At 42.1% G+C, this 26,840-nt stretch carries 28 protein-coding genes and 1 pseudogene; 3 read left to right on the top strand and 26 right to left on the bottom strand.

The features are described 5' to 3' along the window. Window positions 1–35 precede the first annotated feature (35 nt). The 12 genes from RHS_RS21740 to RHS_RS21690 all read right to left on the bottom strand — a co-directional run bounded on the left by RHS_RS21740 (window position 36) and on the right by RHS_RS21690 (window position 9,937). Window positions 36–1,322 carry a hypothetical protein gene (locus tag RHS_RS21740; protein WP_047834355.1) on the bottom strand — a complete coding sequence of 429 codons (1,287 nt, stop codon included), beginning with the start codon at window positions 1,320–1,322 and terminating at the stop codon, window positions 36–38. 2 nt (window positions 1,323–1,324) lie between these two features. Then, window positions 1,325–2,464 carry a DUF58 domain-containing protein gene (locus RHS_RS21735; RefSeq protein WP_138002361.1) on the bottom strand — a complete coding sequence of 380 codons (1,140 nt, stop codon included), beginning with the start codon at window positions 2,462–2,464 and terminating at the stop codon, window positions 1,325–1,327. A 135-nt stretch (window positions 2,465–2,599) separates the two neighbouring features. Continuing rightward, entirely contained in the window at window positions 2,600–3,553 is a 954-nt protein-coding gene (locus RHS_RS21730; RefSeq protein ID WP_027296067.1) for a MoxR family ATPase, read from the bottom strand. 223 nt (window positions 3,554–3,776) lie between these two features. Continuing rightward, complete coding sequence (rplA, locus tag RHS_RS21725) at window positions 3,777–4,469, bottom strand: 50S ribosomal protein L1 (RefSeq protein ID WP_027296066.1); 693 nt, start codon at window positions 4,467–4,469, stop codon at window positions 3,777–3,779. Window positions 4,470–4,555: 86 nt separating this feature from the next. Next, window positions 4,556–4,981: a 50S ribosomal protein L11 gene (gene rplK / locus RHS_RS21720; protein ID WP_027296065.1), complete on the bottom strand. Its 426-nt coding sequence runs from the start codon at window positions 4,979–4,981 to the stop codon at window positions 4,556–4,558. A 90-nt stretch (window positions 4,982–5,071) separates the two neighbouring features. Then, window positions 5,072–5,587 (bottom strand): transcription termination/antitermination protein NusG, encoded by a 516-nt coding sequence (nusG, locus tag RHS_RS21715; RefSeq protein WP_027296064.1) that lies wholly within the window; start codon window positions 5,585–5,587, stop codon window positions 5,072–5,074. 16 nt (window positions 5,588–5,603) lie between these two features. Then, the gene (secE, locus tag RHS_RS21710) at window positions 5,604–5,810 is read right to left on the bottom strand and encodes a preprotein translocase subunit SecE (protein ID WP_027296063.1); all 207 of its coding nucleotides are present in this window, start codon (window positions 5,808–5,810) and stop codon (window positions 5,604–5,606) included. A 32-nt stretch (window positions 5,811–5,842) separates the two neighbouring features. Further along, window positions 5,843–5,992: a 50S ribosomal protein L33 gene (gene rpmG / locus RHS_RS31620; RefSeq protein WP_138002359.1), complete on the bottom strand. Its 150-nt coding sequence runs from the start codon at window positions 5,990–5,992 to the stop codon at window positions 5,843–5,845. Between the two features lie 219 nt (window positions 5,993–6,211). Continuing rightward, the gene (gene sdaAA / locus RHS_RS21705) at window positions 6,212–7,093 is read right to left on the bottom strand and encodes an L-serine ammonia-lyase, iron-sulfur-dependent, subunit alpha (RefSeq protein WP_047834354.1); all 882 of its coding nucleotides are present in this window, start codon (window positions 7,091–7,093) and stop codon (window positions 6,212–6,214) included. A 1-nt stretch (window position 7,094) separates the two neighbouring features. Next, entirely contained in the window at window positions 7,095–7,763 is a 669-nt protein-coding gene (gene sdaAB, locus RHS_RS21700; protein ID WP_044293750.1) for an L-serine ammonia-lyase, iron-sulfur-dependent subunit beta, read from the bottom strand. Window positions 7,764–7,871: 108 nt separating this feature from the next. Further along, a complete protein-coding gene (locus RHS_RS21695; RefSeq protein ID WP_047834353.1) occupies window positions 7,872–9,191 on the bottom strand; it encodes a sensor histidine kinase in 1,320 nt (439 codons plus the stop codon). A 26-nt stretch (window positions 9,192–9,217) separates the two neighbouring features. Then, window positions 9,218–9,937 carry a LytTR family DNA-binding domain-containing protein gene (locus RHS_RS21690; RefSeq protein ID WP_027296059.1) on the bottom strand — a complete coding sequence of 240 codons (720 nt, stop codon included), beginning with the start codon at window positions 9,935–9,937 and terminating at the stop codon, window positions 9,218–9,220. A 287-nt stretch (window positions 9,938–10,224) separates the two neighbouring features. Here RHS_RS21690 and RHS_RS21685 point away from each other — a divergent pair, with 287 nt between their 5' ends. Beyond that, a complete protein-coding gene (locus tag RHS_RS21685) occupies window positions 10,225–10,569 on the top strand; it encodes a helix-turn-helix domain-containing protein (protein ID WP_047834352.1) in 345 nt (114 codons plus the stop codon). A 140-nt stretch (window positions 10,570–10,709) separates the two neighbouring features. Here the strand turns inward: RHS_RS21685 and RHS_RS21680 are convergent, their stop codons facing one another. After that, a complete protein-coding gene (locus tag RHS_RS21680) occupies window positions 10,710–11,240 on the bottom strand; it encodes a GNAT family N-acetyltransferase (protein WP_027296057.1) in 531 nt (176 codons plus the stop codon). Between the two features lie 138 nt (window positions 11,241–11,378). Here RHS_RS21680 and RHS_RS31615 point away from each other — a divergent pair. Then, window positions 11,379–11,426, top strand: a pseudogene (locus tag RHS_RS31615) (DUF6783 domain-containing protein); the annotation flags it as partial. Window positions 11,427–11,447: 21 nt separating this feature from the next. Here RHS_RS31615 and RHS_RS21675 read toward each other — a convergent pair. From RHS_RS21675 to RHS_RS21660, 4 genes are all read right to left on the bottom strand, one after another. After that, complete coding sequence (locus RHS_RS21675; protein WP_047834351.1) at window positions 11,448–12,593, bottom strand: glycoside hydrolase family 88 protein; 1,146 nt, start codon at window positions 12,591–12,593, stop codon at window positions 11,448–11,450. A gap of 64 nt (window positions 12,594–12,657) precedes the next feature. Continuing rightward, window positions 12,658–14,220 (bottom strand): extracellular solute-binding protein, encoded by a 1,563-nt coding sequence (locus tag RHS_RS21670; RefSeq protein ID WP_027296055.1) that lies wholly within the window; start codon window positions 14,218–14,220, stop codon window positions 12,658–12,660. Window positions 14,221–14,243: 23 nt separating this feature from the next. Beyond that, window positions 14,244–15,143 carry a carbohydrate ABC transporter permease gene (locus RHS_RS21665; RefSeq protein WP_027296054.1) on the bottom strand — a complete coding sequence of 300 codons (900 nt, stop codon included), beginning with the start codon at window positions 15,141–15,143 and terminating at the stop codon, window positions 14,244–14,246. A gap of 12 nt (window positions 15,144–15,155) precedes the next feature. Beyond that, window positions 15,156–16,100, bottom strand: a complete 945-nt coding sequence (locus tag RHS_RS21660; RefSeq protein ID WP_047834350.1) for a sugar ABC transporter permease — start codon at window positions 16,098–16,100, stop codon at window positions 15,156–15,158. 311 nt (window positions 16,101–16,411) lie between these two features. Here RHS_RS21660 and RHS_RS21655 point away from each other — a divergent pair, with 311 nt between their 5' ends. After that, window positions 16,412–18,670: a helix-turn-helix transcriptional regulator gene (locus RHS_RS21655; RefSeq protein WP_395023282.1), complete on the top strand. Its 2,259-nt coding sequence runs from the start codon at window positions 16,412–16,414 to the stop codon at window positions 18,668–18,670. Between the two features lie 143 nt (window positions 18,671–18,813). Here the strand turns inward: RHS_RS21655 and lysS are convergent, their stop codons facing one another. The 9 genes from lysS to RHS_RS21610 all read right to left on the bottom strand — a co-directional run bounded on the left by lysS (window position 18,814) and on the right by RHS_RS21610 (window position 26,645). Then, window positions 18,814–20,751, bottom strand: a complete 1,938-nt coding sequence (lysS, locus tag RHS_RS21650) for a lysine--tRNA ligase (RefSeq protein ID WP_044293740.1) — start codon at window positions 20,749–20,751, stop codon at window positions 18,814–18,816. Between the two features lie 16 nt (window positions 20,752–20,767). Then, on the bottom strand, window positions 20,768–21,250 hold the full coding sequence (greA, locus tag RHS_RS21645) for a transcription elongation factor GreA (protein ID WP_027296039.1): 483 nt from the start codon (window positions 21,248–21,250) through the stop codon (window positions 20,768–20,770). Between the two features lie 203 nt (window positions 21,251–21,453). After that, a complete protein-coding gene (gene dusB, locus RHS_RS21640) occupies window positions 21,454–22,413 on the bottom strand; it encodes a tRNA dihydrouridine synthase DusB (protein WP_027296038.1) in 960 nt (319 codons plus the stop codon). Further along, window positions 22,403–22,738 carry a DUF6145 family protein gene (locus RHS_RS21635; protein ID WP_027296037.1) on the bottom strand — a complete coding sequence of 112 codons (336 nt, stop codon included), beginning with the start codon at window positions 22,736–22,738 and terminating at the stop codon, window positions 22,403–22,405. Before RHS_RS21635 ends, dusB begins: the two co-directional genes overlap by 11 nt. Before the next feature lie 25 nt (window positions 22,739–22,763). After that, window positions 22,764–23,744: a biotin--[acetyl-CoA-carboxylase] ligase gene (locus tag RHS_RS21630; RefSeq protein ID WP_027296036.1), complete on the bottom strand. Its 981-nt coding sequence runs from the start codon at window positions 23,742–23,744 to the stop codon at window positions 22,764–22,766. Window positions 23,745–23,777: 33 nt separating this feature from the next. Then, a complete protein-coding gene (locus RHS_RS21625; RefSeq protein WP_027296035.1) occupies window positions 23,778–24,047 on the bottom strand; it encodes a hypothetical protein in 270 nt (89 codons plus the stop codon). A 50-nt stretch (window positions 24,048–24,097) separates the two neighbouring features. Next, complete coding sequence (gene argF, locus RHS_RS21620; protein ID WP_047834349.1) at window positions 24,098–25,033, bottom strand: ornithine carbamoyltransferase; 936 nt, start codon at window positions 25,031–25,033, stop codon at window positions 24,098–24,100. Between the two features lie 220 nt (window positions 25,034–25,253). Further along, window positions 25,254–26,201, bottom strand: a complete 948-nt coding sequence (locus RHS_RS21615) for an SPFH domain-containing protein (protein WP_044289659.1) — start codon at window positions 26,199–26,201, stop codon at window positions 25,254–25,256. Between the two features lie 3 nt (window positions 26,202–26,204). Next, window positions 26,205–26,645 (bottom strand): NfeD family protein, encoded by a 441-nt coding sequence (locus RHS_RS21610; protein ID WP_176731019.1) that lies wholly within the window; start codon window positions 26,643–26,645, stop codon window positions 26,205–26,207. Window positions 26,646–26,840 lie beyond the last annotated feature (195 nt).

Genomic DNA, 26,840 nt, shown 5'->3' with positions numbered 1-26,840 from the left:
GAAGAGTATACTCAGATTCGAATACTCTTCTGCCTTTATTTATGTTCACTTCCTGCAGTCTCTTTCATTGCTTCTACCGTATTTCTGTCACATTCTCCAATGCCATATCTCGCCATCTCATAATATTCGGTCATTTTCGGTCCGCCGGATACCTCGGGAAATAATTCTATTCGAATTTCTTCCGGCATACAGGATGCCGGCAAAATTCTGCCCTTTTTCATTCTCCCTTTCACGAATTTTTTATACATCTTTCTTATTTTCATGTTATTGCTGCCAGTAAAAAGTTCCCGGATTGTTCGTCTGTTTTTTCGTTTCTTTACCCTTTCCTCTCTCCACAGAAAAGTGCTGGACTCCTGTATCTCTTCGTCCGGCATCTTCTGTTTATATTTCCGGTAGATTCTGTAAATTCCATATGCTGCCAGAAATACAATTCCTGCAGCTACAGCAGCTTTTAAAACGGTTGCAAGAATTTGCTCCAGCATCTCAAGCCACTGACTTTTTTCACTTATTTCCTGCGTGAACATATCAGCCATTTGATTCTGTGCCTGGAATGCCTCTGTCTGCGGCACATCATTGGACTCTTTTAAGAAAAATGCCAGAAGCCATCCCACAATCCCCAGTATTATGTTTTTTAATGCATTCAGGATCAAATCCGGGGATAAGTCTTTAAATAGAAAAATTACTGCTGCCCCGCAAAACAGAAAAACCAGCATCATAACATTTCCCACCCATTGAATCCGCTCATAGGGAATACTGGTATTCCTTTTGTTTTTCACAAAAAACTGACGCATATTTTCTAAATATATGAGAATCATTTCAGATAATCCAAAAACGCTGACGGCCAGTACGCTGACCCGCTTCAATATTTCGCTGTTGGTATACCCCCCTATCCCGTAGGATACAAGAAAAACACCTGCCCATGCCAGCCAAGGACGCTCCTGTTTATTCTGTATACGCAGAAACAAAGAAATAAGTGCTGAGAGTCCTGTACAAAAAGCCAGAAGCAGACCGGCAGATTTATCCGGTATTAAAATATACATCCCAGCCGTTATCAGTATATGAAGCATAAGGAACACTATAAAACTTACAGTTGTTTTTCTCAAAATATAAAATACAACAAGCGGAACCACAAACACAATCCCTTTTACAAACCAATCCTTACTCAGCACATTCCCTTTGCAAAGTCCGGCCAGCACCGAAGCATAAATCATATAGTACAGACATGTCTGTGCCGCAATTTCCAAAAACGCCGTATGAAACTGCTGCCTGCCCCCTTTTGATACCATTTTGGACAATTTTTTCACCTGCCTTTTTACCTGCACTCTCAACCGCCTCTTTCTACTTCCCAGCAAATCATGTCACCTGCGATTCCGGGATGCATATCTAACAACGTTCCACGATAAACAGGTGCGATCCAAACAGACCCCCTGCTCTGTTCCCGAAGCCTTAGAAAATCTTCCTGCAGTTCCTCCCTGCAGCTGGTGGATACAAAAACATAAAGGACATTTTCGCTTTTCCCATTACAAAGTTCTTCCATACGGCCATGAAAACGCTCCGCTTCCAGAGTCAGATCCATCCTTGCCAGCTGCTCATCCAGCATTTCCCCGTGAGCCTCCCCGCTGCCGGCACGAAGGTACAGACTTTCTTTTGTTATTTTATCTTTCCCATTGGTTAGAAACTGAACCGGAACACCCTGCTCTAAAAACTGTCTGGCTAAAGTACTTACTATACGGATGCCTTCTTCCAGCAGATCATCATGATGCCAAATCGTATCCTGATCCGCATTAAATAGAAAACAAATAGCCTGAGAAGCTGTAGCATCATGTACATTTACCATGTAAGTGCTGTTCTTCGCAGAAATTTTCCAGTTGATGCTCCTCATGGAATCATAACTTTGATATTCTCTTATACCGGCAAATGCAAAAGGATCCTCCTGAAGGTATTTCCTGGTCTGTATATTCCCCATTATCCTTTCATAAGGAACATCTGTCCGTTCCAGATCCGCCTTTGCAGGAAACACATACAGCCTCGCCTTATTTTCACAGGTGCTGTAATATTCCCCGGAAAACCAGATATCACCTGCCGTCAGATCTAATTCATCCACATCATATAATCCCCGCTTTGCACAGGTGACCTTATGACGCCGGACTATTTTTTGATACGGAAACAGCGAAAATATGTCACATTTATAACAGTAATCCGTTATTTTCATATTCTCCTGTTTTTCAAAATGAAGTCCTTTATCGGTCTTAAACATCACTTTTAATGTGGGCAGGATCATCCATTTACGATTGCTTACCATTTCAAACAGAATCGTTTCGCTTCCTTCCGTTACGGCACTGTGTTCAAATGACACCTCCGCATTCAGTCCTTTTTTCCAGTTCTTTTCATATACCAGCCGCTGTATAAACCAGACTATAAATAGTCCCAAAATAATCAGGATAATTTTCATCTTTATACCCATTGTATATTGCAGGCCCGCCTGCAATACTGCCACAAAATAATAAGGTTTCACGTATCACAATGTGGCTGCCTTCCATCTGAAATTTTCTTTTACCCTTTCTCCATGCATGTCGCAAACAGACTTGCCATACTTCCCTTACTTTTCCCAGTTCTCAGTAGGAACCGGTACCTGATCCAGGATTTCTTTTATTGTATTTACCGTGTTCCGGGATCGGTTCATTCCGCCGTACATTACCAGGCGGTGTGCCATTACCGGAACGGCAAGTGTTTTCACATCCTCAGGAATAACGTAATCCCTGCCCTCTATGACAGCATAAGCCTGTACTGCTTTTACAAATGCCAGCGTTCCCCGCGGGCTGACTCCCAGTTTGATCTTCTCATGTTTTCTGGTTTTGGTAATCAGTGCCAGTATATATTCTCTGATCCCAGCATGAACAAATACATCTCTATGTACCTGACTCATAAGAAGCAGGGTTTCTTTTGAACACACCGGTTCTATTTCATCCAGCGGATCTCCTTTGATAAAGCGCTCCATCATCTGCAATTCTTCCGACTCTTGTGGTACTCCCATGGACAGCTGCATTAAGAATCTGTCCAGCTGTGCCTCCGGCAACGGATAAGTTCCTGCTGTTTCTATGGGGTTCTGAGTCGCAATAACCAGAAAGGGTTCCTCCAGATGCATGGTCACACCATCTACCGTTACCTGCTTTTCCTCCATGCATTCCAGCAGACTTGACTGGGTTCTGGGTGTGGCCCTGTTGATCTCATCCGCCAGAACAATATTTGCAAAAACAGGTCCCTCACGATATACAAATTCTCCCTGCTTCTGATTGTAATAATTGATACCGGTTATATCTGATGGCAGTAAATCCGGCGTAAACTGGATTCTGCTAAAGGGAAGATCCAGGGATCTGGCAAGAGACTTTGCCAGCTTTGTCTTTCCTGTACCCGGTACGTCTTCTAACAGTATATGCCCACCTGCTAAAAGTGAAGTCAGAACCAGGTCTATCACTTCTGATTTACCTATGATCACCCTATTTATATTTTCCTTTATGGATTGTGCCGCTGCTGCTGCCTGAACGATATCCATTTATCCTGTCCTCCTGTTCCAGAGCATGTCAGAACAATCATTACACGGTCACATCCTGCCAGGGGCGCAGTCAGTCCGGTGCAAGCCGTTTCTAATACACTCTAATACTGTTTTTATTTTACTACGGATTCAGGAAAATTACTATTTTAATTCAAAAAGATAAAAAAGCAAAAAAAGGGGGCCATCGCACTAAATCTTAATGCGATGACCCCTTTATAAGGGTTTATGCAAATTTTGCTGTGTTAAGCTTCACACCAGGTCCCATTGTAGGAGCGACTGTTACGCTCTTTAAATACTGTCCTTTAAGTGCTGAAGGTTTTGCTTTTAAAATTGCACCCATAAGCGTCTGGAAGTTGTCCGCTAACTGCTCCTCTGTAAAAGAAGCTTTTCCGATTGGCACGTGGATAATGTTTGTTTTATCTAATCTGTACTCAATCTTACCTGCTTTGATTTCCTGAACTGCTTTTGTTACGTCCATAGTTACCGTACCAGCTTTTGGGTTTGGCATTAAGCCTTTTGGTCCAAGTACACGACCAAGACGTCCAACAACACCCATCATATCCGGTGTAGCTACAACTACATCGAATTCAAACCAGTTTTCGTTCTGGATCTTTGGAATTAATTCCTCTGCTCCAACGTATTCAGCGCCTGCTGCACGAGCTTCATCAGCTTTTGCATTTTTAGCGAATACTAAGACACGAACTTTTTTACCGGTACCGTGTGGTAACACAACAGCTCCACGGATCTGCTGATCCGCATGACGGCCATCACAGCCTGTTCTGATATGAGCTTCGATTGTTTCATCAAATTTAGCAACAGATGCTTTCTTTACTAAAGAAATAGCTTCTGTTGTATCATAAAGATTTGCGCGGTCGATTGCTTTTGCAGCCTCTGCGTATCTTTTTCCTTTTTTCATATTAAATAACCTCCTGGTGGTATTTGCGGGAATTTCCCTCCCACTTTTCATTGTTTAGTTTACGTTTTGCTTGATTGCCAAGTATATTATTCCTCAACAGTGATACCCATGCTGCGTGCGGTACCTGCGATCATGCTCATAGCAGCTTCAACAGATGCTGCATTTAAATCTGGCATTTTCATTTCAGCGATCTCTTTGATCTTTTCTTTGCTGATTGTAGCAACTTTTGTTTTATTTGGAACGCCTGAACCTGATTTCAGGTTGCATGCTTTCTTTAATAAAACTGCTGCCGGAGGAGTTTTTGTAATAAAGCTGAAGCTTCTGTCTGCATATACAGTAATAACAACCGGGATAATTAAATCGCCTTTGTCAGCTGTTCTTGCGTTGAACTCCTTTGTAAACTGAACGATGTTAACACCGTGCTGTCCAAGTGCCGGACCAACTGGTGGAGCTGGTGTAGCCTTTCCAGCAGGAATCTGTAATTTAATATAACCTGTTACTTTTTTTGCCATTTTTAGGCACCTCCTATGTGGTATTGGCGGGGGATTTCCCTCCCACTAATCCGTCAGACTGCGAATATTACCCGACGGTCTAATATCATGTTACATTTTTTTAATCTCTGTGAAACTTATTTCTACTGGTGTTTCACGACCGAATAACTCAACATTAATGGTAACGATCTGTTTACCATGATTGATGGACTGAATTACTCCAACGGTATCTTTCCAGACTCCGCCGGTTACAGTAACGGCATCTCCCTCTGTGAAATCCACCTGGACATCGTCCGCCTGGATTCCAAGATTCAGCATTTCCGCTTCGGTAAGTGGCACTGGTTTTGATCCAGGACCAACAAATCCGGTAACACCTCTTGTATTTCTAACGACATACCAGGTGTCATCATTCATGACCATATTCAGAAGTACATAGCCAGGAAACAGTTTCTTCTGAACCTGCTTCTGCACGCCATTTTTTACTTCTACAACATCCTGCATCGGAACTCTGACCTCAATGATCTGATCTTCTAAATGCCGGTTTTCAATCGTTTTCTCAATGTTGGCCTTAACCTTGTTCTCATACCCTGAATAAGTATGAACTACATACCAGTTTGTTTCTGACATAAAATCACCCTTGCCCTTACTTTATTAAGAAATCAATACCATACTGTACAATAACATCAATAATGGTTATAATGACACCTAATACACAAGAAACGGCAACAACCGCAATGGTCTGTTTGCCAAGTGTTTTTTTCTCCGGCCAGATAATTTTCTTAAATTCAGATTTAAGACCTTCAAACCAGCTTTTCTTGGGGGCTTTTTCTGTTTTTGCAGTTTCTCCCATTACATTCACTTCCTTTGCATTATCACTAACAGTTATTTGGTTTCTTTGTGTGATGTGTGTGTTCTACAGAATTTACAGTATTTTTTTGTTTCCATTCTGTCCGGATGATTTTTCTTATCCTTCGTCATGTTGTAGTTACGTTGTTTACATTCCGTACATGCCAATGTGATTTTAACGCGCACAACTTCCACCTCGCCTTCTTTGTAATTTGGTAACAGCTTGCGTAGGCTGTTGAATTTTTAGGCATAAAAAAAAGACCTACTTCCATTCGCTCGTTTATCTTATCATATACAATAGCTGGAAGTCAAGTCTTTTTTTGACAAGATCCATGATCTTATGCAGTGTTTTAATTACAAATATCTCAGAAATCTGCCTGAAGTCTCATTCAGATACGCTCCGGATCAGCGGAATTTTTCCTGTCCCTGTTTTAATGATACTTCCCTGCCGAATGCTGTGGCTGCCAGGCCGCCTTCCCCCGTTTCCCGCAGGGAGACATTCATCAGATCTCCGACTTCTTTCATGGCATCAATCACCTGATCTGGGGGAATCCGGCTTTCTATTCCAGCCAATGCCATATCGGCACATGCCAGTGCGTTCACCGCCCCGATCACATTCCGCTTCACACACGGAACCTCTACCAAACCGGCTACCGGATCACAGACCAGTCCCAGCAGATTTTTAAGAGACATCGCGGCCGCATGAGCAATCTGACCTGCATTTCCGCCTCTGAGATGTACCATTGCCCCTGCCGCCATCGCACTAGCCGAACCTATTTCCGCCTGACAGCCGCCGGAAGCTCCGGCAATATAAGCACGGACAGCTATAACCTGTCCAATTCCAGCAGCCACATACAGTGCTTCTCCAATACGTGCATCCTCTGTCTGCTCATTCTTGTAAAAAGGGACCAGTACAGCAGGAAGTACGCCGCAGGCACCAGCTGTGGGTGCAGCCACAATCCGTTTCATGCAGGCATTGGATTCACCCATCTGCAGTGCCGCTGCAATGACCTCTCCCATAAATGCACCGCACAATGGTGTTTCCTTTTGAATATACTGTTCCATAATACCGCCGCTTCCGCCTACCAGACCGCTGTTGGAAATCAGTTTTTCATCATATGCTTCACTGGACGAAAGCATCGCCCGCCACATACCCATCATCTTCTCAAAAGATTCCTCTTTTGTAACTTTCCGCTCATTCATATCATCCTGCAGGATGGTTTCCCAGAATGGAATCTGTGATTCCCTGCATACTTCTAAGATTTCCTCTAATGAGTTATATGCCATGTTACCGGTTCCCTCCTATATCAATGTATGTTACCTTCAGTATGCCCTCTTTCTGCTCCAGCCACTCAATGGATTCCTTTGGAATCTTCTGGTCTGTCTCTATGATCATCACCGCATAGCCCCCTCGTTTTTTCCGGTGCAGGGACATATTGGCAACATTCACGGACTTCTGAAAAAGCATGGATGCCACCTCGGCAACATAACCGGGCTGATCCATGTTATGAATAATTAATGTGGGATTCTCACAGGTACAATTGACCTCCACATCATTGATTTTATTCAGCATAATCCGACCGCCACCCAGAGAAGAAGCCTGAACTGTCAGCTTTCTGTGCTGGCCATCCTCCAGTACCATCTGTACGGAATTAGGATGTGCCCCCTTTAAAGTTGTCTCTTCAAATGTAAACTCTAATCCCTTTTCTCCTGCCATTTCAAAGCTTTCCGGAATCCTGACATCATCCGGCTCCATTCCAAGAAGGCCTGCCACTATGGCTTTATCTGTACCATGTCCTACTCCGGTCGCCGCGAAGGAGCCATGCATACAAATCCGTGCTTTTAAGGGCATACATCCCAGCAGCTTTCTCCCCATCAACCCGATCCTTACTGCCCCGGCCGTATGAGAGCTTGATGGTCCAACCATAACAGGTCCCAAAATATCGAATATGTTCATCCGTTTTTTCTCCTTAGCGTAAATTGAAAGGGAACGCCGAACGCTCCCTTAAAGAATATATTCATTATTATATTTTATCAAATCCCTGTCAAAAAGTATAGGGGGCAGCTAATTTTTTTCTGTGGTTCCCACTCGCAGGGAAACCAGCGTACGAAAAACCTTTTCTTCCTCTTTACACTCCATACTGCCTTCGTATTTTTTTACAATTCCCTTTACAATGTCAAGTCCCAGACCATGGCAGAACTTATCTTTTTTAGAAGTTTTAAAGTTTCCTTCCCGTTTAGCTTCCAAAGCTCTGGTCTCACCGGATCTGGCATTACAAAAAATCAGAACCTGATAGCCTGCACGGTACTGGCTTTTCACATTAATAAAGCGCTCCTGGGAATTCTCCATGCGCATGCAGCTTTCAATTGCATTATCAAACAAATTATAAAAGATACTGAGCCAGTCAACATCATCGACTCTTCCACTGACAAAATGTGCCATGTTTAACTGCAGTTTAATTTTATTTTTCGCACACTCTGTAATTTTATTATGCAGTACTGCATCAATCATTACATTTCTGCTGATATTGCTTTGCAGAAGCTTGTCATATTCTTTATTCAGTCGTTTTGTGATTTCACCCATAGATTCTGTATGATTATCCCGTACCAGCCTTTCTATGGTCTGAAGATGGTTTCCAATATCGTGGCGCATTTTCTGCACCAGTTCGTTTTGCTCTTCCAGAACCTTATAATGCTCTCTCAAAAGCTTTTGCTGCATCAGCAGATATTGATTCTCTCTTTTAAGGTTTTCTCTGCTGTACCAGGTCAGCAATCCGCCGAATACGCACAGCATAGCTACCACATACATCAGTACCCAGGGTTCGAGAAGCCGGTTTGCATTTTCATTCATCATAAAGACAGTTGCAGCCAGATTCACAAATACGGATACAATAGCAAATACCTTCCAGATCCACAAAGGAATTTTTTCAAATACGCAGAATTTAATCACAACACATATGATCGCGGCAGCAAGAATATTTTTAGCCCCGTTTACGGCAGTCACTAATAAAATATTCTCGCCACTGTAAAGAGCAGCAGCGCCGCCAAAACCAAATATGTTGTTCGTAATCAGACTGAACGCCGCACCGATAATCCCAAAAAATTCTATAAATGCGTAAAATTTCACAAAATCATTTACCGGTTTCACCGATATTTTATAGATGACTGCCATCCACAGAATGATTTCTGCCACATAGACCAGAAATGCAGAACCGCCGTTCTTTACAGGCAGCATCAGCAAACCATCCACCACAGCAAGAAGAAGCAGAATCATCCGCTTCTTTCTCAAGTCCATATTTCCGGTATCTACGCACCGAATGGCAAAAATATAGAATATAACAGTTTCTAACAGGGCAGCAACACATTTTCCGGTAAATACCGTCATTATTTCACCTCACATTAGATTGTATTCTAGATATCTTCCCCCAGCCACCTGGCAAATGCCCTGCGGACATCATTCAGATACCTTCGGCTGATCGGAACCTTTTTCCCATTGCGCAGAATCAATTCATTACGGCAAAATTCTTTTACAAAATTCAGATTCACAATATAACTGTTATGGCATCTTACAAAGTAATCCGATCCAAGCTGTGCCTGCAGTTCGGTCAATCCGGAAGATGTTCTGACAGTTTCTCCGACGCAGACCGCAAGTGTACTGCGCTTTTCCCTTTCTAAGTACTGAATATCCATAGGAAGCAATATAATCTTTCTTCCTTTTACCATGACAACAATACGTTCTCTGGCAACCTTACTTTTCTGTTGGATTTGCTTCTCAATAATCTTTGGCAGATATTTTTCCAGGTCTTTTTTCAAAACAAAATAGCAGTAGTCAACCTCATATACTTTTGAACTGTAACAAAGATAGTTCGTCAAAAACACAATTTTTGTTCTGGTATCTAATGCTTCCAGCTTTTTCGCAACCTCAACCCCGTTAGATTCACCTATTTCAATATCCAGAAACAGTAAATCCAAATCATAAATACTTTCCCTTACGTAATGGTATAACTCCTCCGGATTCAAAAATTCATGAATTTCATACTCACACTTGTTTTTCTTCAAAAATTTCTCAATGAAATCTTTGCTTACCTGAACCGCCTTTGCTTCATCGTCACATATCCCGATTCGCATCATGATTCATCCCACCTTACTTATTTCTTTTCATTACCCGAATATAATTGCACAATTATATTTCTTGGAATTATACCATCCGTATCACAGTAAATGCAATGCTAAATACACTTTTAACACAGTTCGTGTAATATTTAACCAAAGTTTGTCGATTTCATTAAAAAATAGTCAAAAAATGGTAAATACTTCCATCCATTATAATCCACAAGCTATTTTTTAGGTTATAGATTATTATAATATAACAAAACAAATAATACAATACTTAATAAGTAATTATACAGGGGGTAAGTATGACAATTGATTATACCGCTATCGGACGCAGAATCCGAGCCATGAGATTAACCCAGAAAATTACACAAGAACGGCTCGCCGAACAGGTAGATATCTCTACACCACATCTTAGCAATATCGAAAGAGGGGTCACCCATGTAAGCCTGCCTACATTAATCACTATTGCAAATGCACTCCACACTACGGTAGACAATCTATTGTGCGACAGCCTTCCCGAAGCAAAGTCTTTCTACGTGAAAGAATTAAGGGATTTGTTAAACGACTGTGACGAAAAAGAGCTCCGCATATTGACGGAAACTTTAAGATCTCTGAAATCTTCCCTTCAGGATACTTATGGACAATGAATCATCGCTTGCATAATGACTGATAAAACAAAAAAGGACATTCCATTTGGAATTATCCTTTTTTTATTACCAAGCCGACACCTTTTCTGGCCTTGCACCCGGTATGTGTCCATCCAGTTTCCGAAAAGCTGTTACACTTCTTAGGATATATTATTCAGTATTCCATAAATATAAGTATCTTTCCAGACAGGCTGATTATTCTCATCCTTCCAGAAATATACGTTCTTTCTTAAATATCCTTCCCTGATAAATCCCAATTTCTCCAATAATCCCCAGGAATTCTGATTGTCCGGATCACAGTACGCACAAATCCTATGGATTCCATTTTCAAATGCCCATATAATCAGCTTTTCACAGCTTTCTTTTGCATATCCTTTTTTCCAGTAATTTTCATTAAACACATATCCGATTTCCAGAGAATTACAATCGCATTTGCCCAAATAAACATTACCTATCATTTTACCTGTAGATTTTAGCTCAACCGCAATCATTTCATCCGTTGAAATTCTGGATTCCAGATTTTCCTTAACCTCTTCCATTGACATCGGCTTATATGGCTCATATTCCAGGACTTTCGGATTGGACAAGTATTCATATAGGTCCTGTAAATCACTTGTTGTGTATCTTCTTAATATTAATCGGTCCGTTTCTGCGATTATTATTTTTTCCATAATTATCTCCCCGTAAATTTATCTTTACCAGCTTCCTGCACTTTTTTATTATATCATTGCCATATTCCAAAGTCACTTTATTTTTTCTTTTTTCTGGCATTTTATAACCTTCCCGGAGTACTATAGCGTGTTTTAAAAAAGTGGGGCGTGCAGATGGCGGGTATGAATTTTCAAACACGCTCTGGCAGCTCCCCACTCAATATTATGTTACCAATACGTCTTCCAGTCTTTTATATTTCTGACCAGTGCCTCAAGATAGAAATAATCTCCCCACAGATTACATTCATCGACCCCTCTGTCGGATACGCTGTTAAATGGACTGCTTTTCGCATAAACACCATGCAGGATCAGTCCGTTTGCTTCCTTCGGTGACCTAACCGCATAGTTGTCTATCAGGCTTTCCAGCATCTTCTGAGCCCTTTTACCATAAAAAGATTGCTCTTCCTTTTCCAGTCCCCCGTTTTCACACATTTCCATGATCCCGCAGACTGCTGCTGCGGCGGCCGACGAATCTCTCAGTTCATGACTCCCCTCTGGAAACTGCAAATCCCAATAGGGAACCATATCCTCCGGGAGATGTCTTAGATAAAAATCCGTCACTTTGCGGAACAATTCTCTGCAGGTTTCATCTTTTGTATACCGCCATGCCAATGCCGTGCCATATATTCCCCAGGCCTGTCCTCTCGCCCAGGCAGAATCATCCTGATATCCCTGAGCCGTAACCCCCCGTAACGGCTCTCCGGTTCTCGGATTAAAAAAATAAGTGTGGTAGGTGGAATTATCTTCCCGCACCAGGTTTTGGATGCTTGTCTTCGTATGACGTACTGCAGCGTCTCTGTACTTTCCGTCCCCAGTTACTCTGGAAGCCCAGTATAATAAGGGCAGATTCAGCAGACAATCAATAATCAGGCGGTAATTATCCTCTGCCCCCGGCTCTCCCCATGCCTGGAGAAACTCCCCTTTTACCTGAAAGCGGCTGATAAGCTGGTCGGCAGCCAGAATAGCCGCCTCTTTTGCCCTTTTATTTCCCGTAATCTGATATGCTGCCACGCAGGAAGGTGTGTATAGAAATCCCATATCATGGTGGTCTACATCTATTTTCTGTTTTATCCTATTATAAAAGCTCTCAACCTGAACCTCCGCCGCCGATCTGAAACTTTCCTCTGCCGTCAGTTCATAGGCAAGCCAGTATGTCCCCGTACAGAATCCGGTTGTCCACTCTGTATTTTCTGTTTCCGGGTAAAACAGATGCTCACTATTGGATCCCGGAAATTTATATGTGTAGTTATTCAGATTTCCTTTTAGAATAGATACTGCCTGCGCAGCTGCTTTTTGTACTTTTAACTTCTCCATAAATGCCCTCCTGTTGCAACTCCCGTTCCGCTGAATTCACCATTTGTGGCAGCTCCATAATTTTTTATTTTGTCACTTTGATATAATTATCGTAAGCCGTCTGCTGAATTTCAATTGCTTTTTCAATATTCCTGTCCTTAAGTTCCTGAATAAATGCATCGTATTCATCGTCTATATTGCTGGAACCTAAAATCCAGCTCTGCAGCTTTTCATAAACAATTGGCTGAATTCCCGACATGATGCTCTTGTATTCATCCATATCCTCTGTGCTCAGTTTCAGCTCCGGAAGTTTGGGAGCACTAAACCATTCATCATGTGAATCATAAAGCTTGTTTGCTGCTTTCCCTGCATCATTCATGGTCGCATACTCATAATCTGCTGCCTGGATATAACCGGCACGGTATTGTGAGCCCAGGGAACGCAGATATTCCACCGGTGCCAGTCCGGATTTGAACACTTCCTCTGTAAAAGCTTTCCCGCCGTTGTCATCCACCGTGTATGTCCTGCCCTCGATACCCCAGTTCATCAAATCGGAACCTTCCTCTGTAAACATGAAATCCATAAACGCAATTGCACTCTCCGGATCCTTGCACTGGGAAGAGATTCCCCATCCGCACTCAGCATAACGGTAATCACGCTCCTTCACATTCCCATTCTGGTCTTTTAACGGTGCAATTGCCACCATATTAAATCCCGGTATTTCCTCTCCCAGAGAATCATTGTAATTACCTGTACTTACCCAGTCATGGGTAAATCCACCTGTGTTATTGCTAAGCAGCGTATCTCTTGCGGACATGCCTCTTGTAAAAATCTCCGGATCAATCAGTCCCTCTTTATACCACTGAGCCAGATTTTTTACCGCAAGTTTATAATTATCTGTCAGCGGTTCAAATGTGATTTTACCGTCACGGGGATAGAAGGATGCACTGGAATCCCACAGTGCGAGATACTCTCCCATTTCTGTCTCCGAAGTAGCAGAGCGGTCAAACAGCGGAATCTCGTCTGCCTTTCCATTGCCGTTGGGATCATTGTTCTTAAATGCTGTCAGTACATCATGGAGTTCATCCACGGTTTCCGGTGCCTTCAGCCCCAGTTTATCCAGCCAGTCCTGACGGATCCAGTAAAATTGTGAAGACTTCAGCTCTTTTCCCAACGGGATATTATAGATATGTCCGTCTTCCGCTGTTGCCTGATATTTCAGATTCGGGTCATTATCCAGTGCTTCTTTGATATGAGGGGCATGCTCCTCAATCAGATCATTTAAAGGGATAACCCCTCCGTCCTTACCCAGTTTCTCCATATCAGTCGTTAAATCACATGCAATAATATCTGCCAGCTGCCCGGATGCCACCATATTCTGGAACGCTGTAGCATAATCGGAATTGGATGAGGCAACCAGCCCTTTGAGTTTTACACCCGTTTTCTTCTCCACCTCTTTCCACACTTCCCAGTCAGAATTAAAAGGTGTTCCGGACAGGAACATAAACGCCGTGAATTCTTTGCTGCCCTCTCCCTTAGAAGCAGTTGCTGTGCTATCCTTCACTTTTCCGCATCCTGCTGCACCAAATATCATAGACAAGCCAAGAACTGCGGTCAGTAATAATACTGTAATCTGTTTTCTCTTCATAATGAATAATCCTCCATTTATAATTAGCCTTTGACACCACCCAGGGTGAGGCCTGATTTAAAATATTTTTGAATAAAAGGGAATACAATAATCATGGGAACAACTGCCAGTATAATCAATGCATATACCTGCGTGGTAGGTGAAGTGAGCGATGCCTTTGTCACAATTGCCGCATCGGAAGGGTTGGATACCCTCTCCACGATTAATTTTTTCAGGAATACCTGCAAAGGGATCTTGCCGTCATCTTTTAGAAGCTGCATTGCCCAGAAATAACCGTTCCACCTGCTGATGCCGTAAAACAATCCTACAGTGGCAAGTGCCGGTTTTGATAGGGGCAGATATATATTCCATAATACCCTGAAATGCCCTGCACCGTCAATGAACGCCGCCTCTTCCAGTGCCTCCGGCACCTGCTCAAAAAAGCTCTTCATAATAATCAGATTATACGTCTCAATTGCGAACCCGAAAATAATTGCCGCTCTTGTGTCCAGCAGTCCCAGATTACTGAAATTCATATAAGTGGGAATGATCCCTGCGCTGAACCACATGGTAAAGACTGTGAATAGTGTCAGAGCTTTTCTTCCCATCAGATATTTCTTCGATAACGCATATGCCATAGTAGTTGTAAAGAACATATTTGCCAATAGTCCGAAGACCGTGTAAAAAATAGCATTTCCGTAAGCTGACCACAGCCCGTCACGCTTAAAAACTGCCTCATAACTTGCTGTAGTAAACTCCCTGATCTTCAGTAAAACATCCCCATTTTCAACAAAAAATGGCTTGCTGAAGGAAGAAATCAATACATAATATATGGGATACAGAGCGATAAAGGTAATCAGGATACCCAGAATAACCATCACCACATTGAAGATCTTTTCTTCGAACCCGATAACCTGTCCCTGTTTTATTTTATTTCTCAACATCTCTTTTCCTCCTTACCATAATGCGTTATCGAAAATCTTCTTGCTGATTTTGTTAGCAAGAATTACCATGATGAATGCAACCGCGGATTCAAATAACCCAGCCGCCACAGACAGCCCATAGTTTCCGTTTTCAAATGCCAGACGGTAAGAGTAGGTGGATATAACATCTGCTGCCAAATAAGTTGCCGGCTGGTACAGAAGCAGAATCGCCTCGTACCCTACCTTGATGATCCCTCCCAGCTTGAGAATCAGCATGGTTACAATAGCAGGTACCATACCCGGAATCGTCACATGAAAAATTTTCTTCATTTTCCCTGCCCCGTCCACAGTTGCTGCCTCATAAAGCTGCTGGTCTATTCCCATAATTGCGGCAATATATACCAGTGCATCAAATCCTGCATTCTGCCACAGTGTCATCAAAGTATAGATTCCTTTGAAATATTCCGGTTTTGTCATAAAGTACACCGGATCTGCACCCAGCTTTTCCAATACCAGATTTATCACACCGGTACTGGGTGAAAGAAAGTTAATCACAATACCGCAGACCACCACTACCGATATAAAGTGCGTAAGCAGCGTGGACATCTGCGTCATCCTGCTGACAAACTTGTTCTTCATCTCTGTTACACAAATTGCCAGTGCGATAGGCACCGGAAAGCAGATCAATAACTGCCAGAAAGAAATCATCAGGGTGTTTTTCAATACCCTGGGAAAATCCTTCCCCTTAAAAAATTCAATAAAATTCTGCAGACCTGTAAACGTACTGCCTTCTATGCCCTGAAATACATTGTAATCATAGAACGCAATCTTAAGTTCCGTCATAGGGCGGTATGCAAATAGAAGGTACCAGATAATACCCGGAAGCAGCAGAAGATATAATTCCTTGCTTGAAACTATTTTCTTTATAACAAAAGAAAAATTTCTTTTCTTCTGTGTTTTTATTTGTTGTTTAGCCAAAGTCCTCTTTTCTCTCCTTTCTACAGTATCGAAGCGCTTCGAGTCGATAGATCAACCTTAACGGATCATGTTTGAAAAGTAAATCATCAAATTCCCCGGCCTGTTTTTTCTCTGCTTTTTGGGATACCCACTTTTCTCTCAGTACCCTTTTTTCAATGTCCCGCCCATTTTTCGTGCATCATCATTTTTCAAAAGATCACCATTTTGTCCGAATCCTTGTAAAATAGGGCTCTTTCACTTGAATTATCACCAGAATGCAATTATAATTTATACTGAATTTCCAACAGTTTACACCAAAAAGGAGGTGCGCGATGATGCTGAAACATCCTTCCGGGTTATATCATCAAAAAATGAAATTTGTCTTCCTGCTCTTAGCCGCTGCTGTGACGCTGGCGTTTGCATCTGTCTCAGGAATATTCCTGTCACAAAAATCGGAAGAAAATTATATGAGTTCCATCACTGTTTCCCGGACTATACTGGAAGAGAAGAGCGCCGCCTCACTCAAAGAGATTTCCAATACTATGACGGATATTGTAAACGATTCCCTGATAAAGGAATGGTCTGTCTCGGAGGGGACACCTGATTTTTATTTTCTGTCCTCCAAGGCCCAAAAGGCATTGTTAAAACATGCCGGTGCCGGAGAGACCCGCTTCCAGGTCTATCTGCTCCTAAATAACGGACAGATTGATCTTGAAAACAACACACATTCCACTGTCCTGTCGCCGGAAGGTTCTTTTTCCATATCCGAATTTTTGAAGAAAAAAGGGCTGTCTGCAAAGGATCTGGCAGATATACAGCATTATTTCGAAACAAATATGTTTCCCTATGTTATCCCTCACTATGATGAAAAAGGCTCACTTGTCTCTCTTTACTATTTGATTAAGGGTTGTAAACAGCCCCGGACATGTATCTATATGGCTGATATCCCCATTTCTTCCCTGGTAGGCACTGCCACCCCCGAGAAATACTGGATTTCCGGCACCAATGGACTTTTCATATCCAGTTCTCAGGATGAAGAGGATTTGAAACTGTTTAAATCACTGCAGAAAGACTTGGATTCCAACAAAGACATAGTCCGGAAATCCGGCTTCTATATTGCAAATACGCATCTTCTGTCAATGAACTGGAATATATCCTATCTCTATGACCGGTACAGTCTGAACGCTATGAATATTTTTCTCTACCTGGTGTCTGTCATGGCTATTTTCGTGTTGCTGTGTGCTGTCTTTTATTATGTGGCAAATCTTCTGTACAAACCAATTTATAAAGTATTGCAGCCACATATAAAGGAAGATTCCCAGAGCTATGACGAGTTTGGGATTTTGAATGAAAATCTGGCTAAAATTCAGAGCCTGAACCACAGCCTTCTGGCAACCCAGAAAACCACGGATACATTACTTGCACAACAGTATTACCAGAATCTGCTCACAGACCCCAACGGCTGCCTGGCACCAAAAGAAAAGCCGTTTTTTCCTGATAACAGCCGTTTTTGTGTGGGACTGATCTGCTTTACCCCGGATTCCAGTCTTCCTCCGGATGACAGCAGATTCTGCCAGCTGGAGCTTTATAAAAACCTGATCTTTAAAAGCTGTCTGCAGCGTAATGATCTTGTATTTGTAAAATTATCTATGTACCGTTATGCCCTGATCCTGATATCCGACAGTCTTGAGGAAGCAAAGTCACTGGCAGCCCAGGTGATGTCCCCTTCCCCGGAAACGGACGAGGAAGGAGGAAAATACTGGGAAGAACAGATTATTCTGAGTTCGGTAAAAGAAGGCTTTGAGAATCTGCATCCCTGTTACCTGGAAACTTTGAAGATAGCAGAATATCTCCCCATGCTGCCACACGACAAAATCATCACCCATGCTCAGATAGCAGATATAGACTCCGCTACATACTCCTACCCTCTTTCTATGGAGAATAAACTGATACAGACCGTTATCGAAGGACAGGAGCAGGCACTTGAACTGTTCGACAATCTGATCCGTGAAAACCTGATCCACAAAGTTCTGCCCATGGAGGTTCTGCAGAACTTTATCTACGCTCTGATCGGAACCGTGAACAGAATATTCCAGGAGATGAAAACCTGCCCTGAGGAATTTATTGGCCGCTCCATTGACTACGAACACTGGTATACACATTGGGCGGATTCGGTGACGATCACTGGTATCAAAACGGTTCTCACCGAGACCATCCGTGAGAAAAACCGGCGCACCCAGACCCAGGATGAGGCTGTCCTCTCCCGCATGCTAGACTATATTCACCAGAATTACCATGATAACATCATGCTTAACGACCTTGCTGACCAGTTTAATATCTCACCTAAATACTGCGGTATTCTATTCAAGCAGCTAAGTGACAACAATTTTAAGGATTATCTGAATAACTACCGGATTAATCAGGCCAAAGCCCTGCTGGAAAAAGATCCTTTTCTGAAAACCAAGGACTTAAGTACCCTGACAGGATTCAACAGCTCCAACACCTTCATCCGGGTGTTCAGCAAATATACCGGGTTAACACCACAGAAGTATGCCGATTATGTAATGGAAAAAAGGGATAGAAATAAATAATGGGACAAAAAAACAGCGAAGCAATGATTATTTTTCATTGCATACGCTGTTTTTATTATTCATAAACACCCATTATGTTATTAAAGCCTAAAAATCCCCAGAAGCATAATCGCTTCTGAGGACTAAAATTATACGCAGCTATCTTAATACAGCTTTGCACCTGCCGGAATCCGGTCATCCACCATCAAAAGATTCAGACCTTCTTTCCCGTCATCCTCATGAACTGCTGAAATCAGCATTCCACAGGAATCAATTCCCATCATAGGTCTTGGAGGCAGATTTACGATTGCAATACAAGTTTTTCCAACCAGGTCTTCCGGCTCGTAATACTCGTGAATACCGCTTAAAATCACTCTTTCTGTGCCTGAACCATCGTCCAGAACAAACTTCAAAAGCTTCTTGCTCTTCGGAACTGCTGTACATTCTTTTACCTTCACAGCTCTGTAATCAGCCTTTGAGAAGGTCTCAAAATCCACCATTTCTTCAAAAAGAGGCTCCACTTTTACCTTTGAAAAATCGATAGCTTCCGCAGCTTTTACTTCCTGTACCGGTGCTGCATTTTCTGTTTTTCCTTTTTTTGCAGAAGCATCAGAACCGCCGATGCTCTTCATTGTCGGGAATAACAGCACATCACGAATCGCTGCAGCATTCGTAAGCAGCATTACCATACGGTCAATACCGATTCCAATTCCACCTGTAGGCGGCATACCATGTTCCAGGGCATTTAAGAAGTCTTCATCAACGCTGTTGGCTTCTTCGTCTCCCTGAGCCTTTAATTCTTCCTGTGCTTCAAAACGTCCGCGCTGGTCGATTGGGTCATTTAATTCGGAGAACGCATTTGCCATCTCACGTTTTGTGATAAACAGTTCGAAACGCTCTGTATAATCCGGATTTCCAGGTATTCTCTTCGCAAGAGGAGATACTTCCACCGGATGATCCATAATAAAAGTTGGCTGAACCAGCTGTTCCTCTACAAATTCTTCAAAAAGAAGATTCAGGATATCGCCCTTTTTATGTCTGGCCTCGTAGTGTACACCCTTTTTATCAGCTAAAGCTTTCGCTTCTTCTTCTGTCTTGATTTCATTAAAGTCCACACCTGCATATTTCTTCACCGCTTCTACCATAGTAAGACGTTCGAAAGGCTTGGATAAATCGATCTCCACGTCACCATAGTTAATTACTGTTGTACCCAGGACTTCCTGCGCTACATGACGGTAAAGGTTCTCAGACAGATCCATCATGCCATGGTAATCTGTATATGCCTGATAGAGCTCTAGTAATGTAAATTCCGGATTATGTCTGGTATCCAATCCTTCGTTACGGAAAACACGTCCAATTTCATAAACGCGTTCCAGTCCGCCTACGATCAGTCTCTTCAGATATAACTCCAGAGAAATTCTCAGATGCACATCTTCATCTAATGCATTATAATGTGTGTCAAAAGGTCTGGCAGCAGCTCCGCCTGCATTTGGAACCAGGATCGGAGTTTCTACTTCCATAAATCCGTTTCCATCCAGGTACTGACGAATGCAGCTAATGATCTTAGAACGTTTCACAAAGGTTTCCTTCACATCCTGGTTCATGATTAAATCCACATATCTCTGACGGTAACGGATATCTGTATTGGTCAGTCCATGGAATTTTTCCGGCAGGATCTGAAGACTCTTAGACAACAGAGATACTGCAGATGCATGAATTGAGATTTCACCTGTTTTTGTTTTAAATACTTCACCCTTTAAGCCAACGATATCACCAATATCCATTTTCTTAAATGCTTTGTATTCTTCTTCTCCGATACTGTCTCTTGCAACATAAGACTGGATATTTCCTTCCAGATCCTGAATATTGCAAAAAGAAGCTTTTCCCATAACACGTTTGGACATAATACGTCCAGCCAGGGAAACCTGTTTGCCTTCCAGCTCTTCAAAATTCTCTTTCACTTCTCTGCTATGATGGTCTACATCATATTTCATAATTTCAAAAGGATTATTACCGTTCGCCTGTAATTCTTCCAGCTTCTCGCGGCGTACCTTTAACAACTGATTAATATCCTGTTCCTGTACCTTCTTCTGTTCAGCCACTGTCTTTCCTCCTTCATTAAATGGATCTTTGTATTTCTAAAACCTTATATTTCATATCTCCCGCCTGGGTTTCCACAACTACTTCATCGCCAACTTTAGCGCCGATTAATGCTTTTCCAACCGGAGACTCATTTGAAATCTTACCCTGAAGACTGTTTGCTTCGGAAGAACCTACGATCTTAAAGTCCAGTTCTTCTTCAAATTCAGCATCATATACTTTCACAGCACATCCAACGCTGATTTTGTCTAAATCAACTTCATCTTCCACAATAACTTCTGCATTTTTTAAGATTTTTTCAATCTGCTCAATTCTTGCTTCTATATCTCTCTGTTCATCTTTCGCTGCATCGTATTCCGCATTTTCGGACAGGTCGCCCTGCTCTCTTGCCTCTTTAATCTTACCGGCAACTTCTTTTCTTTTTACAACCTTTAAATCATGAAGCTCTTCTTCCAGGCTTTTTAATCCCGCATAAGTTAATAAGTTCTTCTTTTCTTCCATTCTTATTGCACCCTTCCTACATCTATTCTTGTATTTGTTTTCAAGCCCCTTCGAACGAAACACCTCAGTTTATAGGACTGTTCCCATTCTATAAAATGAGGTGAATCGTACGTTTACGTAACAATCACAGTATTATATCCTATCAATGGCAAATTGTCAAGAATCTCAAAGTCGAAATAGCGCCATCCAGTATCTTCCAGATATTAAAATTTCTCTTCCAGCATTTTTTCCAACTGTTCCATACTCTCAATCTCATTTACACATCTGCGTATAGCAGCCGAATGAGGATACCCTGCAGTATACCATGCAACGTGCTTCCTCATTTCCCGGATTCCGGTATATGCCCCTTTATATTGAAGCTGAAGAGATGCATGTTTGAGAATCATTTCCTTTAATTCCGGAATCGAAGGTTTCGGGAGTATAACCCCCCTTTCAAAGTATGCAGCCAAGTCCCTGAATATCCATGGATTTCCTCTTGCCGCCCTTCCTATCATGACTCCGTCACATCCGGTCTCTTTCATCATCCTCTCAGCTGACAGTGGATCCGTAACATCACCATTTCCGATAACCGGTATACGAACTGCCTCTTTTACCTGTCTTATTATTTCCCAGTCTGCTTCTCCGGAATAATACTGTTCTCTGGTTCTGCCATGTATCGTAATTGCCGCCGCTCCGCATCCTTCTATAATTCTGGCTATCTCTACCGCATTAACATGCTCTTCGTCAAAACCTTTTCTGATCTTGACGGTTACCGGTTTATTTACGGCTTTTACAGTTTTGCTTACAATTGCCTCAACTCTCCCGGGATCTTTCATGAGTGCGGAACCTTCCTGGTTATTCACTACCTTCGGGACCGGACATCCCATATTAATATCCAGAATATCAAATTCTTTTTCTTCAATTTCCTTTGCCATTTCACTGATAATATGGGGATCTGATCCAAAAAGCTGCAACGCTATGGGATGTTCTGATTTTTCTATTTCCATTAGTTTTTCTGTATTCTTATTATGGAAGGAAATCGCTTTTGCACTCACCATCTCCATACTTAAAAGTCCTGCCCCCTGCTCTTTGCAAAGCAAGCGAAATGGCAGGTCAGTTACCCCTGCCATCGGCGCTAAGACAAATGGATTTGCCAGCTCTACGCTGCCTATCTTAATCTTCATAGTCTTCTCCAAGAAAAAATACTTTATAATACATCTCCAGTGAGCGAAGCAGTTCCTCTTTGCTCCTCTGAAGTTCTTTGATCTTTAGCACGCTCCCGATTTCATCATAGGCATAATCCGATTCATGAGCCTCAGTATGAAAACAAAGCGTTCCATCCTCTTCAAATTCAAGGGTTAACACTCCCCCCACGTCCTGAGTATATAAGACGCACATAATCTTCAACTCGTCTTTTATACTGTCGGGAAGAGCGGCGAAGTTCTCATTTAAATAAAATTTTTGCTCATATGCGCTTGCTCCGCATAATACTACTTTATCCTGGTACATCGTTTCCTCCTGACACCTGTTTACTTTATACATATCCGTAAAATCCACGGACAGATACCTCACCTGCAAACACCCGAACCTGTTCTCCGCTTTCTTTGGTAACAAGCAGTTCACCCTGGCTGTTAATACCATCTGACATTCCCGTATACACATTGCCTGGTTCCAGCACCTTCACCATATTTCCTCTATTTACAAGGACCTCATTATATTCTTCTAATAAAAGGGATAAATCCTGTGTCTGCATAAATTTCTCGTAACACCGCTCAAACTCTTCCATGCAATACTGAATTACTTCTGCGCGATGGATCTTCTTATTACATTCCAGCGATAAAGATGTTGCCACGGCTTCAATTTCTTTAGGTATTTCGTTCATATTTACATTGATGCCTGCACCGATTACAATATAATTCACCGCTTCCATCTCTGCACTCATCTCTGTGAGAATCCCACAGATTTTCCTGCCGTTTAATACCACATCGTTAGGCCATTTAATCTTCGCCGGAAGTCCCAGCATGCGATGCACAGCTCTAGCTACTGCAAGTCCCATCACCAGTGTCAGCATAGATGCTTTCCCCGGATTCATCTGAGGGCGTATGATTAATGTCATTGCCACAGAGCTTTTTTCCGGCATACTCCAGGTTTTACCCCGTCTTCCCTTACCGCCGTACTGACGGTCTGTTACTGCCAGAGTTCCATGTACCGCACCATTTTCTGCCAGCCGCCTGGCATAATTATTGGTAGAATCCACTTCCTGAATATAAGCGATCTGCTGTCCTGCCCACTTCGTATTCAACAGGCTGAGCAGTTCCTCTGCTTTCACGCTGTCCGGGCACCCTTTCAGCCGATATCCTTTATTGGAAATTGCTTCTATCTCATATCCTTCTTCTTTCAGCTGGTTCATTGCCTTCCAGATTGCCGTTCTGGTGACACCGAATTTTTCACAGAGCTCCTGCCCGGAGACATAGTCTTCGGCACTGCGAAGCGCATCTAATATTTTACTTTTCACAAATCATTGCCCTCCTTGAGCGTGTCTTAAATTCTAAACTGCCAGTGCGGCATACACGCAGACACCGAGATAAATCATTGTCAGAATGGTAAACAGAATTCCCGCCGCAATATGACGCCGATACCAGTTCATACCGGCAAGACTTCCATTGAGTATCGTCCCCATAAGAAACACGGCTATAAATATCCGCTGCCCATACTGATAATCCCAAAATGCTGCCACCGTTAATATAATTATGGCGAAACTGGCTATTGTCCCTGCCACCTCAAGATCCAGAGATCTCTTATTTGCAAATTTCTTCATATTAATACCCCTGAATAGCGCAAGCCGGCTGGCTTTCTCCCATACGAAAATTACTCGCCAAGAGTTGCTACCATAACAGCTTTGATTGTATGCATACGGTTCTCAGCTTCATCAAATACAACAGAAGCTGCCGATTCAAATACTTCTTCTGTAACTTCTTTTCCTTTTACTGCAGGCAGGCAATGCATAAAAATAGTTGTATCTTTGCCTGTTTTATGCATCAGTTCACTGTTAATCTGATATGGTGATAATAACGCAATACGTTCTGCAGCCTTGTCCTCTTCACCCATGGAGCACCATACATCCGTATAGAGCACATCCGCATCCTGAACACCGTCTGTAGAATCTGTTATTGTAACCGTTGCCTGAGAATCCTTCGCGTATCCTTCACATAACGCTACCAGATCATCTTTCGGCCATAATTCCCTGGGTGCAATAATTGTGAAATGAACACCCAGTTTGGCGCATCCGATCATCAGACTGTTTGCCATATTATTGCGTCCGTCGCCTAAGTATACAAAACGAAGTCCTTTCAGATAACCGAAATGTTCCTTCATTGTGAGCATATCAGCCAGAATCTGCGTTGGATGATAATCATCTGTCAAACCGTTCCACACCGGTACTCCTGCATATTCTGCCAGTTTTTCAACTGTTTCATGCTTGAATCCGCGAAATTCAATTCCGTCAAACATACGTCCCAGTACTCTTGCGGTATCTTCCACACTTTCTTTATGGCCTAACTGTATATCATCCTTTCCCAAATACTCCGGATGACCGCCTTCATCTGTACAGCCGATAGTAAATGCACATCTAGTTCTGGTTGATGGCTTTTCAAAAATCAAAGCAACATTTTTTCCACGCAGACTGTTTCCCAGTACACCGCGTTTCTTTTTTTCCTTAAGTTCTCCTGCAAGTTCCAGCAGGTATTCTATTTCTTCAGAAGTGAAATCTTTTAATGTTAAAAAACTGCGTCCTTTTAAATTCATCATCTTTCCTCCTATTTGTGCTCCTGGTACCGTATTGACCAAATAATATCGTGATTTGTTTTCCATCATACCACTGTTCTTCGTTTTGTTCAACATATTATCTCTTATAGAACATAAAAACTGTGGGAATAAAGCAGAATTTCTAATCCCTTCTGCCAAATCCCCACAGCCCTTTACTTCTTCTCGCCCATCATTTTACTCTGTTGAACTTCTTTACTTATTAAATATCCTTTGCAATTTCCGTAATGGACTTTACAAGCCCTGCTACATTTTGTATCTCAGACGGAATAATAATCTTAGTTGCCTGACCATCTGCTACTTTCTCTAATGCTTCGAAGCTCTTAAGTGCTAATACGGACTGATCTGCTCCAGCTTCTTTTAAGAAACGGATACCGTCTGCATTTGCTTTCTGTACTTTAATAATTGCTTCTGCTTCACCTTCAGCTTCACGGATCATCCTTTCCTTTTGTGCTTCTGCACGAAGGATTGCTGACTGTTTTTCTGCTTCTGCTTCTAAAATAGTAGATTCTTTATGTCCTTCAGCTACCAGAACTGTAGATCTCTTCTCACCTTCCGCACGAAGAATCGATTCTCTTCGTTCACGTTCAGCCTTCATCTGTTTTTCCATGGCATCCTGAATAGCTGCCGGCGGAATAATATTCTTTAATTCCACGCGGTTAACCTTGATTCCCCATGGATCTGTTGCAATATCTAGAGATGAACGCATCTTTGTATTAATAATCTCTCTGGAGGTAAGCGTCTGATCCAGTTCCATGTCACCGATAATATTACGTAAGGTGGTGGCTGTCAGATTTTCGATTGCCATAATCGGATTCTCAACTCCATATGCAAAAAGCTTCGGATCTGTTATCTGGAAGAATACAACCGTATCAATTCGCATCGTTACATTATCTTTGGTAATAACAGGCTGAGGTGCAAAATCTACAACCTGCTCTTTTAATAACACTTTTTTAGCAATTCTGTCGATAAAAGGAACTTTAAAATGTAAGCCTACAGACCAGGTTCCCTGGTATCCGCCAAGTCGTTCTACAACTAATGCCTGAGCCTGAGGAACAATCTTAATACAAGATACCACTAACAATAATAAAATAATGATTAACACAATAATCAAAATAGGTACAAAAACCGATGAAACGTTAGTATCCATAACTTAATTCTCCTTCTCTTTTACAATTAATTTCACTCCGCTGATCCGCTCGATTACTACGGTCTTCCCTTCTGCAATCTTCACTTTATCATCACCTGTGCGGGCAGTCCATTCCAAGCCATTCACCACTGCCTGGCCTTCCCCCAGAAGATTGTCAATCGCTTTGGTTACGATTGCCTTCTTGCCAACCAAACTATCCACATTCGTCTTAGTCCGATTTTTATTCACATATCTGACTGCAAATGGTCTTGTAAAAATCAAAAGTACCACGGAGACAATAACAAATGCCAGGATTTGAAGTAGAATATTTCCATCCAGAACCGATACAATGAACCCTGCAACGGATCCTCCTGCAAACCAGATTGTTGTCAAACCCATCGTAGCAAGTTCGATTACAATAAGGAGAATAAATAAAACGAGCCAACAAATAGATTCTATTTCCATAATATTACCCTCCTGTCAGAGTATTTATATGTTACCTCTATATTTTACTATAAATAGTAGGAAAATACAACTTAAGTTTCATATATTTCAGAAGGGATAAAAAGGAAGCCGTCACCATTTAGGTGTTCGGCTTCCTTCTATCAATTCACATATTAGTAAAACTGATGTGCTCCAATCTTGATTCCTTTTCCGGAA

This window comes from Robinsoniella sp. RHS (genome assembly GCF_001029355.1).
In the GTDB taxonomy this organism is placed as follows: domain Bacteria; phylum Bacillota; class Clostridia; order Lachnospirales; family Lachnospiraceae; genus Robinsoniella; species Robinsoniella peoriensis.
This window is presented reverse-complemented; position numbering and strand designations above follow the sequence as displayed.

Bases quoted from the DNA above. Each gene is read 5' to 3' on its own strand.
- RHS_RS21735 (WP_138002361.1), bottom strand. From the start codon at position 2,464: ATGGGTATAAAGATGAAAATTATCCTGATTATTTTGGGACTATTTATA.
- RHS_RS21730 (WP_027296067.1), bottom strand. From the start codon at position 3,553: ATGGATATCGTTCAGGCAGCAGCAGCGGCACAATCCATAAAGGAAAAT.
- rplA (WP_027296066.1), bottom strand. From the start codon at position 4,469: ATGAAAAAAGGAAAAAGATACGCAGAGGCTGCAAAAGCAATCGACCGC.
- rplK (WP_027296065.1), bottom strand. From the start codon at position 4,981: ATGGCAAAAAAAGTAACAGGTTATATTAAATTACAGATTCCTGCTGGA.
- nusG (WP_027296064.1), bottom strand. From the start codon at position 5,587: ATGTCAGAAACAAACTGGTATGTAGTTCATACTTATTCAGGGTATGAG.
- secE (WP_027296063.1), bottom strand. From the start codon at position 5,810: ATGGGAGAAACTGCAAAAACAGAAAAAGCCCCCAAGAAAAGCTGGTTT.
- sdaAA (WP_047834354.1), bottom strand. From the start codon at position 7,093: ATGGCATATAACTCATTAGAGGAAATCTTAGAAGTATGCAGGGAATCA.
- sdaAB (WP_044293750.1), bottom strand. From the start codon at position 7,763: ATGAACATATTCGATATTTTGGGACCTGTTATGGTTGGACCATCAAGC.
- RHS_RS21695 (WP_047834353.1), bottom strand. From the start codon at position 9,191: ATGACGGTATTTACCGGAAAATGTGTTGCTGCCCTGTTAGAAACTGTT.
- RHS_RS21690 (WP_027296059.1), bottom strand. From the start codon at position 9,937: ATGATGCGAATCGGGATATGTGACGATGAAGCAAAGGCGGTTCAGGTA.
- RHS_RS21685 (WP_047834352.1), top strand. From the start codon at position 10,225: ATGACAATTGATTATACCGCTATCGGACGCAGAATCCGAGCCATGAGA.
- RHS_RS21680 (WP_027296057.1), bottom strand. From the start codon at position 11,240: ATGGAAAAAATAATAATCGCAGAAACGGACCGATTAATATTAAGAAGA.
- RHS_RS21675 (WP_047834351.1), bottom strand. From the start codon at position 12,593: ATGGAGAAGTTAAAAGTACAAAAAGCAGCTGCGCAGGCAGTATCTATT.
- RHS_RS21670 (WP_027296055.1), bottom strand. From the start codon at position 14,220: ATGAAGAGAAAACAGATTACAGTATTATTACTGACCGCAGTTCTTGGC.
- RHS_RS21665 (WP_027296054.1), bottom strand. From the start codon at position 15,143: ATGTTGAGAAATAAAATAAAACAGGGACAGGTTATCGGGTTCGAAGAA.
- RHS_RS21655 (WP_395023282.1), top strand. From the start codon at position 16,412: ATGATGCTGAAACATCCTTCCGGGTTATATCATCAAAAAATGAAATTT.
- greA (WP_027296039.1), bottom strand. From the start codon at position 21,250: ATGGAAGAAAAGAAGAACTTATTAACTTATGCGGGATTAAAAAGCCTG.
- dusB (WP_027296038.1), bottom strand. From the start codon at position 22,413: ATGAAGATTAAGATAGGCAGCGTAGAGCTGGCAAATCCATTTGTCTTA.
- RHS_RS21635 (WP_027296037.1), bottom strand. From the start codon at position 22,738: ATGTACCAGGATAAAGTAGTATTATGCGGAGCAAGCGCATATGAGCAA.
- RHS_RS21625 (WP_027296035.1), bottom strand. From the start codon at position 24,047: ATGAAGAAATTTGCAAATAAGAGATCTCTGGATCTTGAGGTGGCAGGG.
- argF (WP_047834349.1), bottom strand. From the start codon at position 25,033: ATGAATTTAAAAGGACGCAGTTTTTTAACATTAAAAGATTTCACTTCT.
- RHS_RS21615 (WP_044289659.1), bottom strand. From the start codon at position 26,201: ATGGATACTAACGTTTCATCGGTTTTTGTACCTATTTTGATTATTGTG.
- RHS_RS21610 (WP_176731019.1), bottom strand. From the start codon at position 26,645: ATGGAAATAGAATCTATTTGTTGGCTCGTTTTATTTATTCTCCTTATT.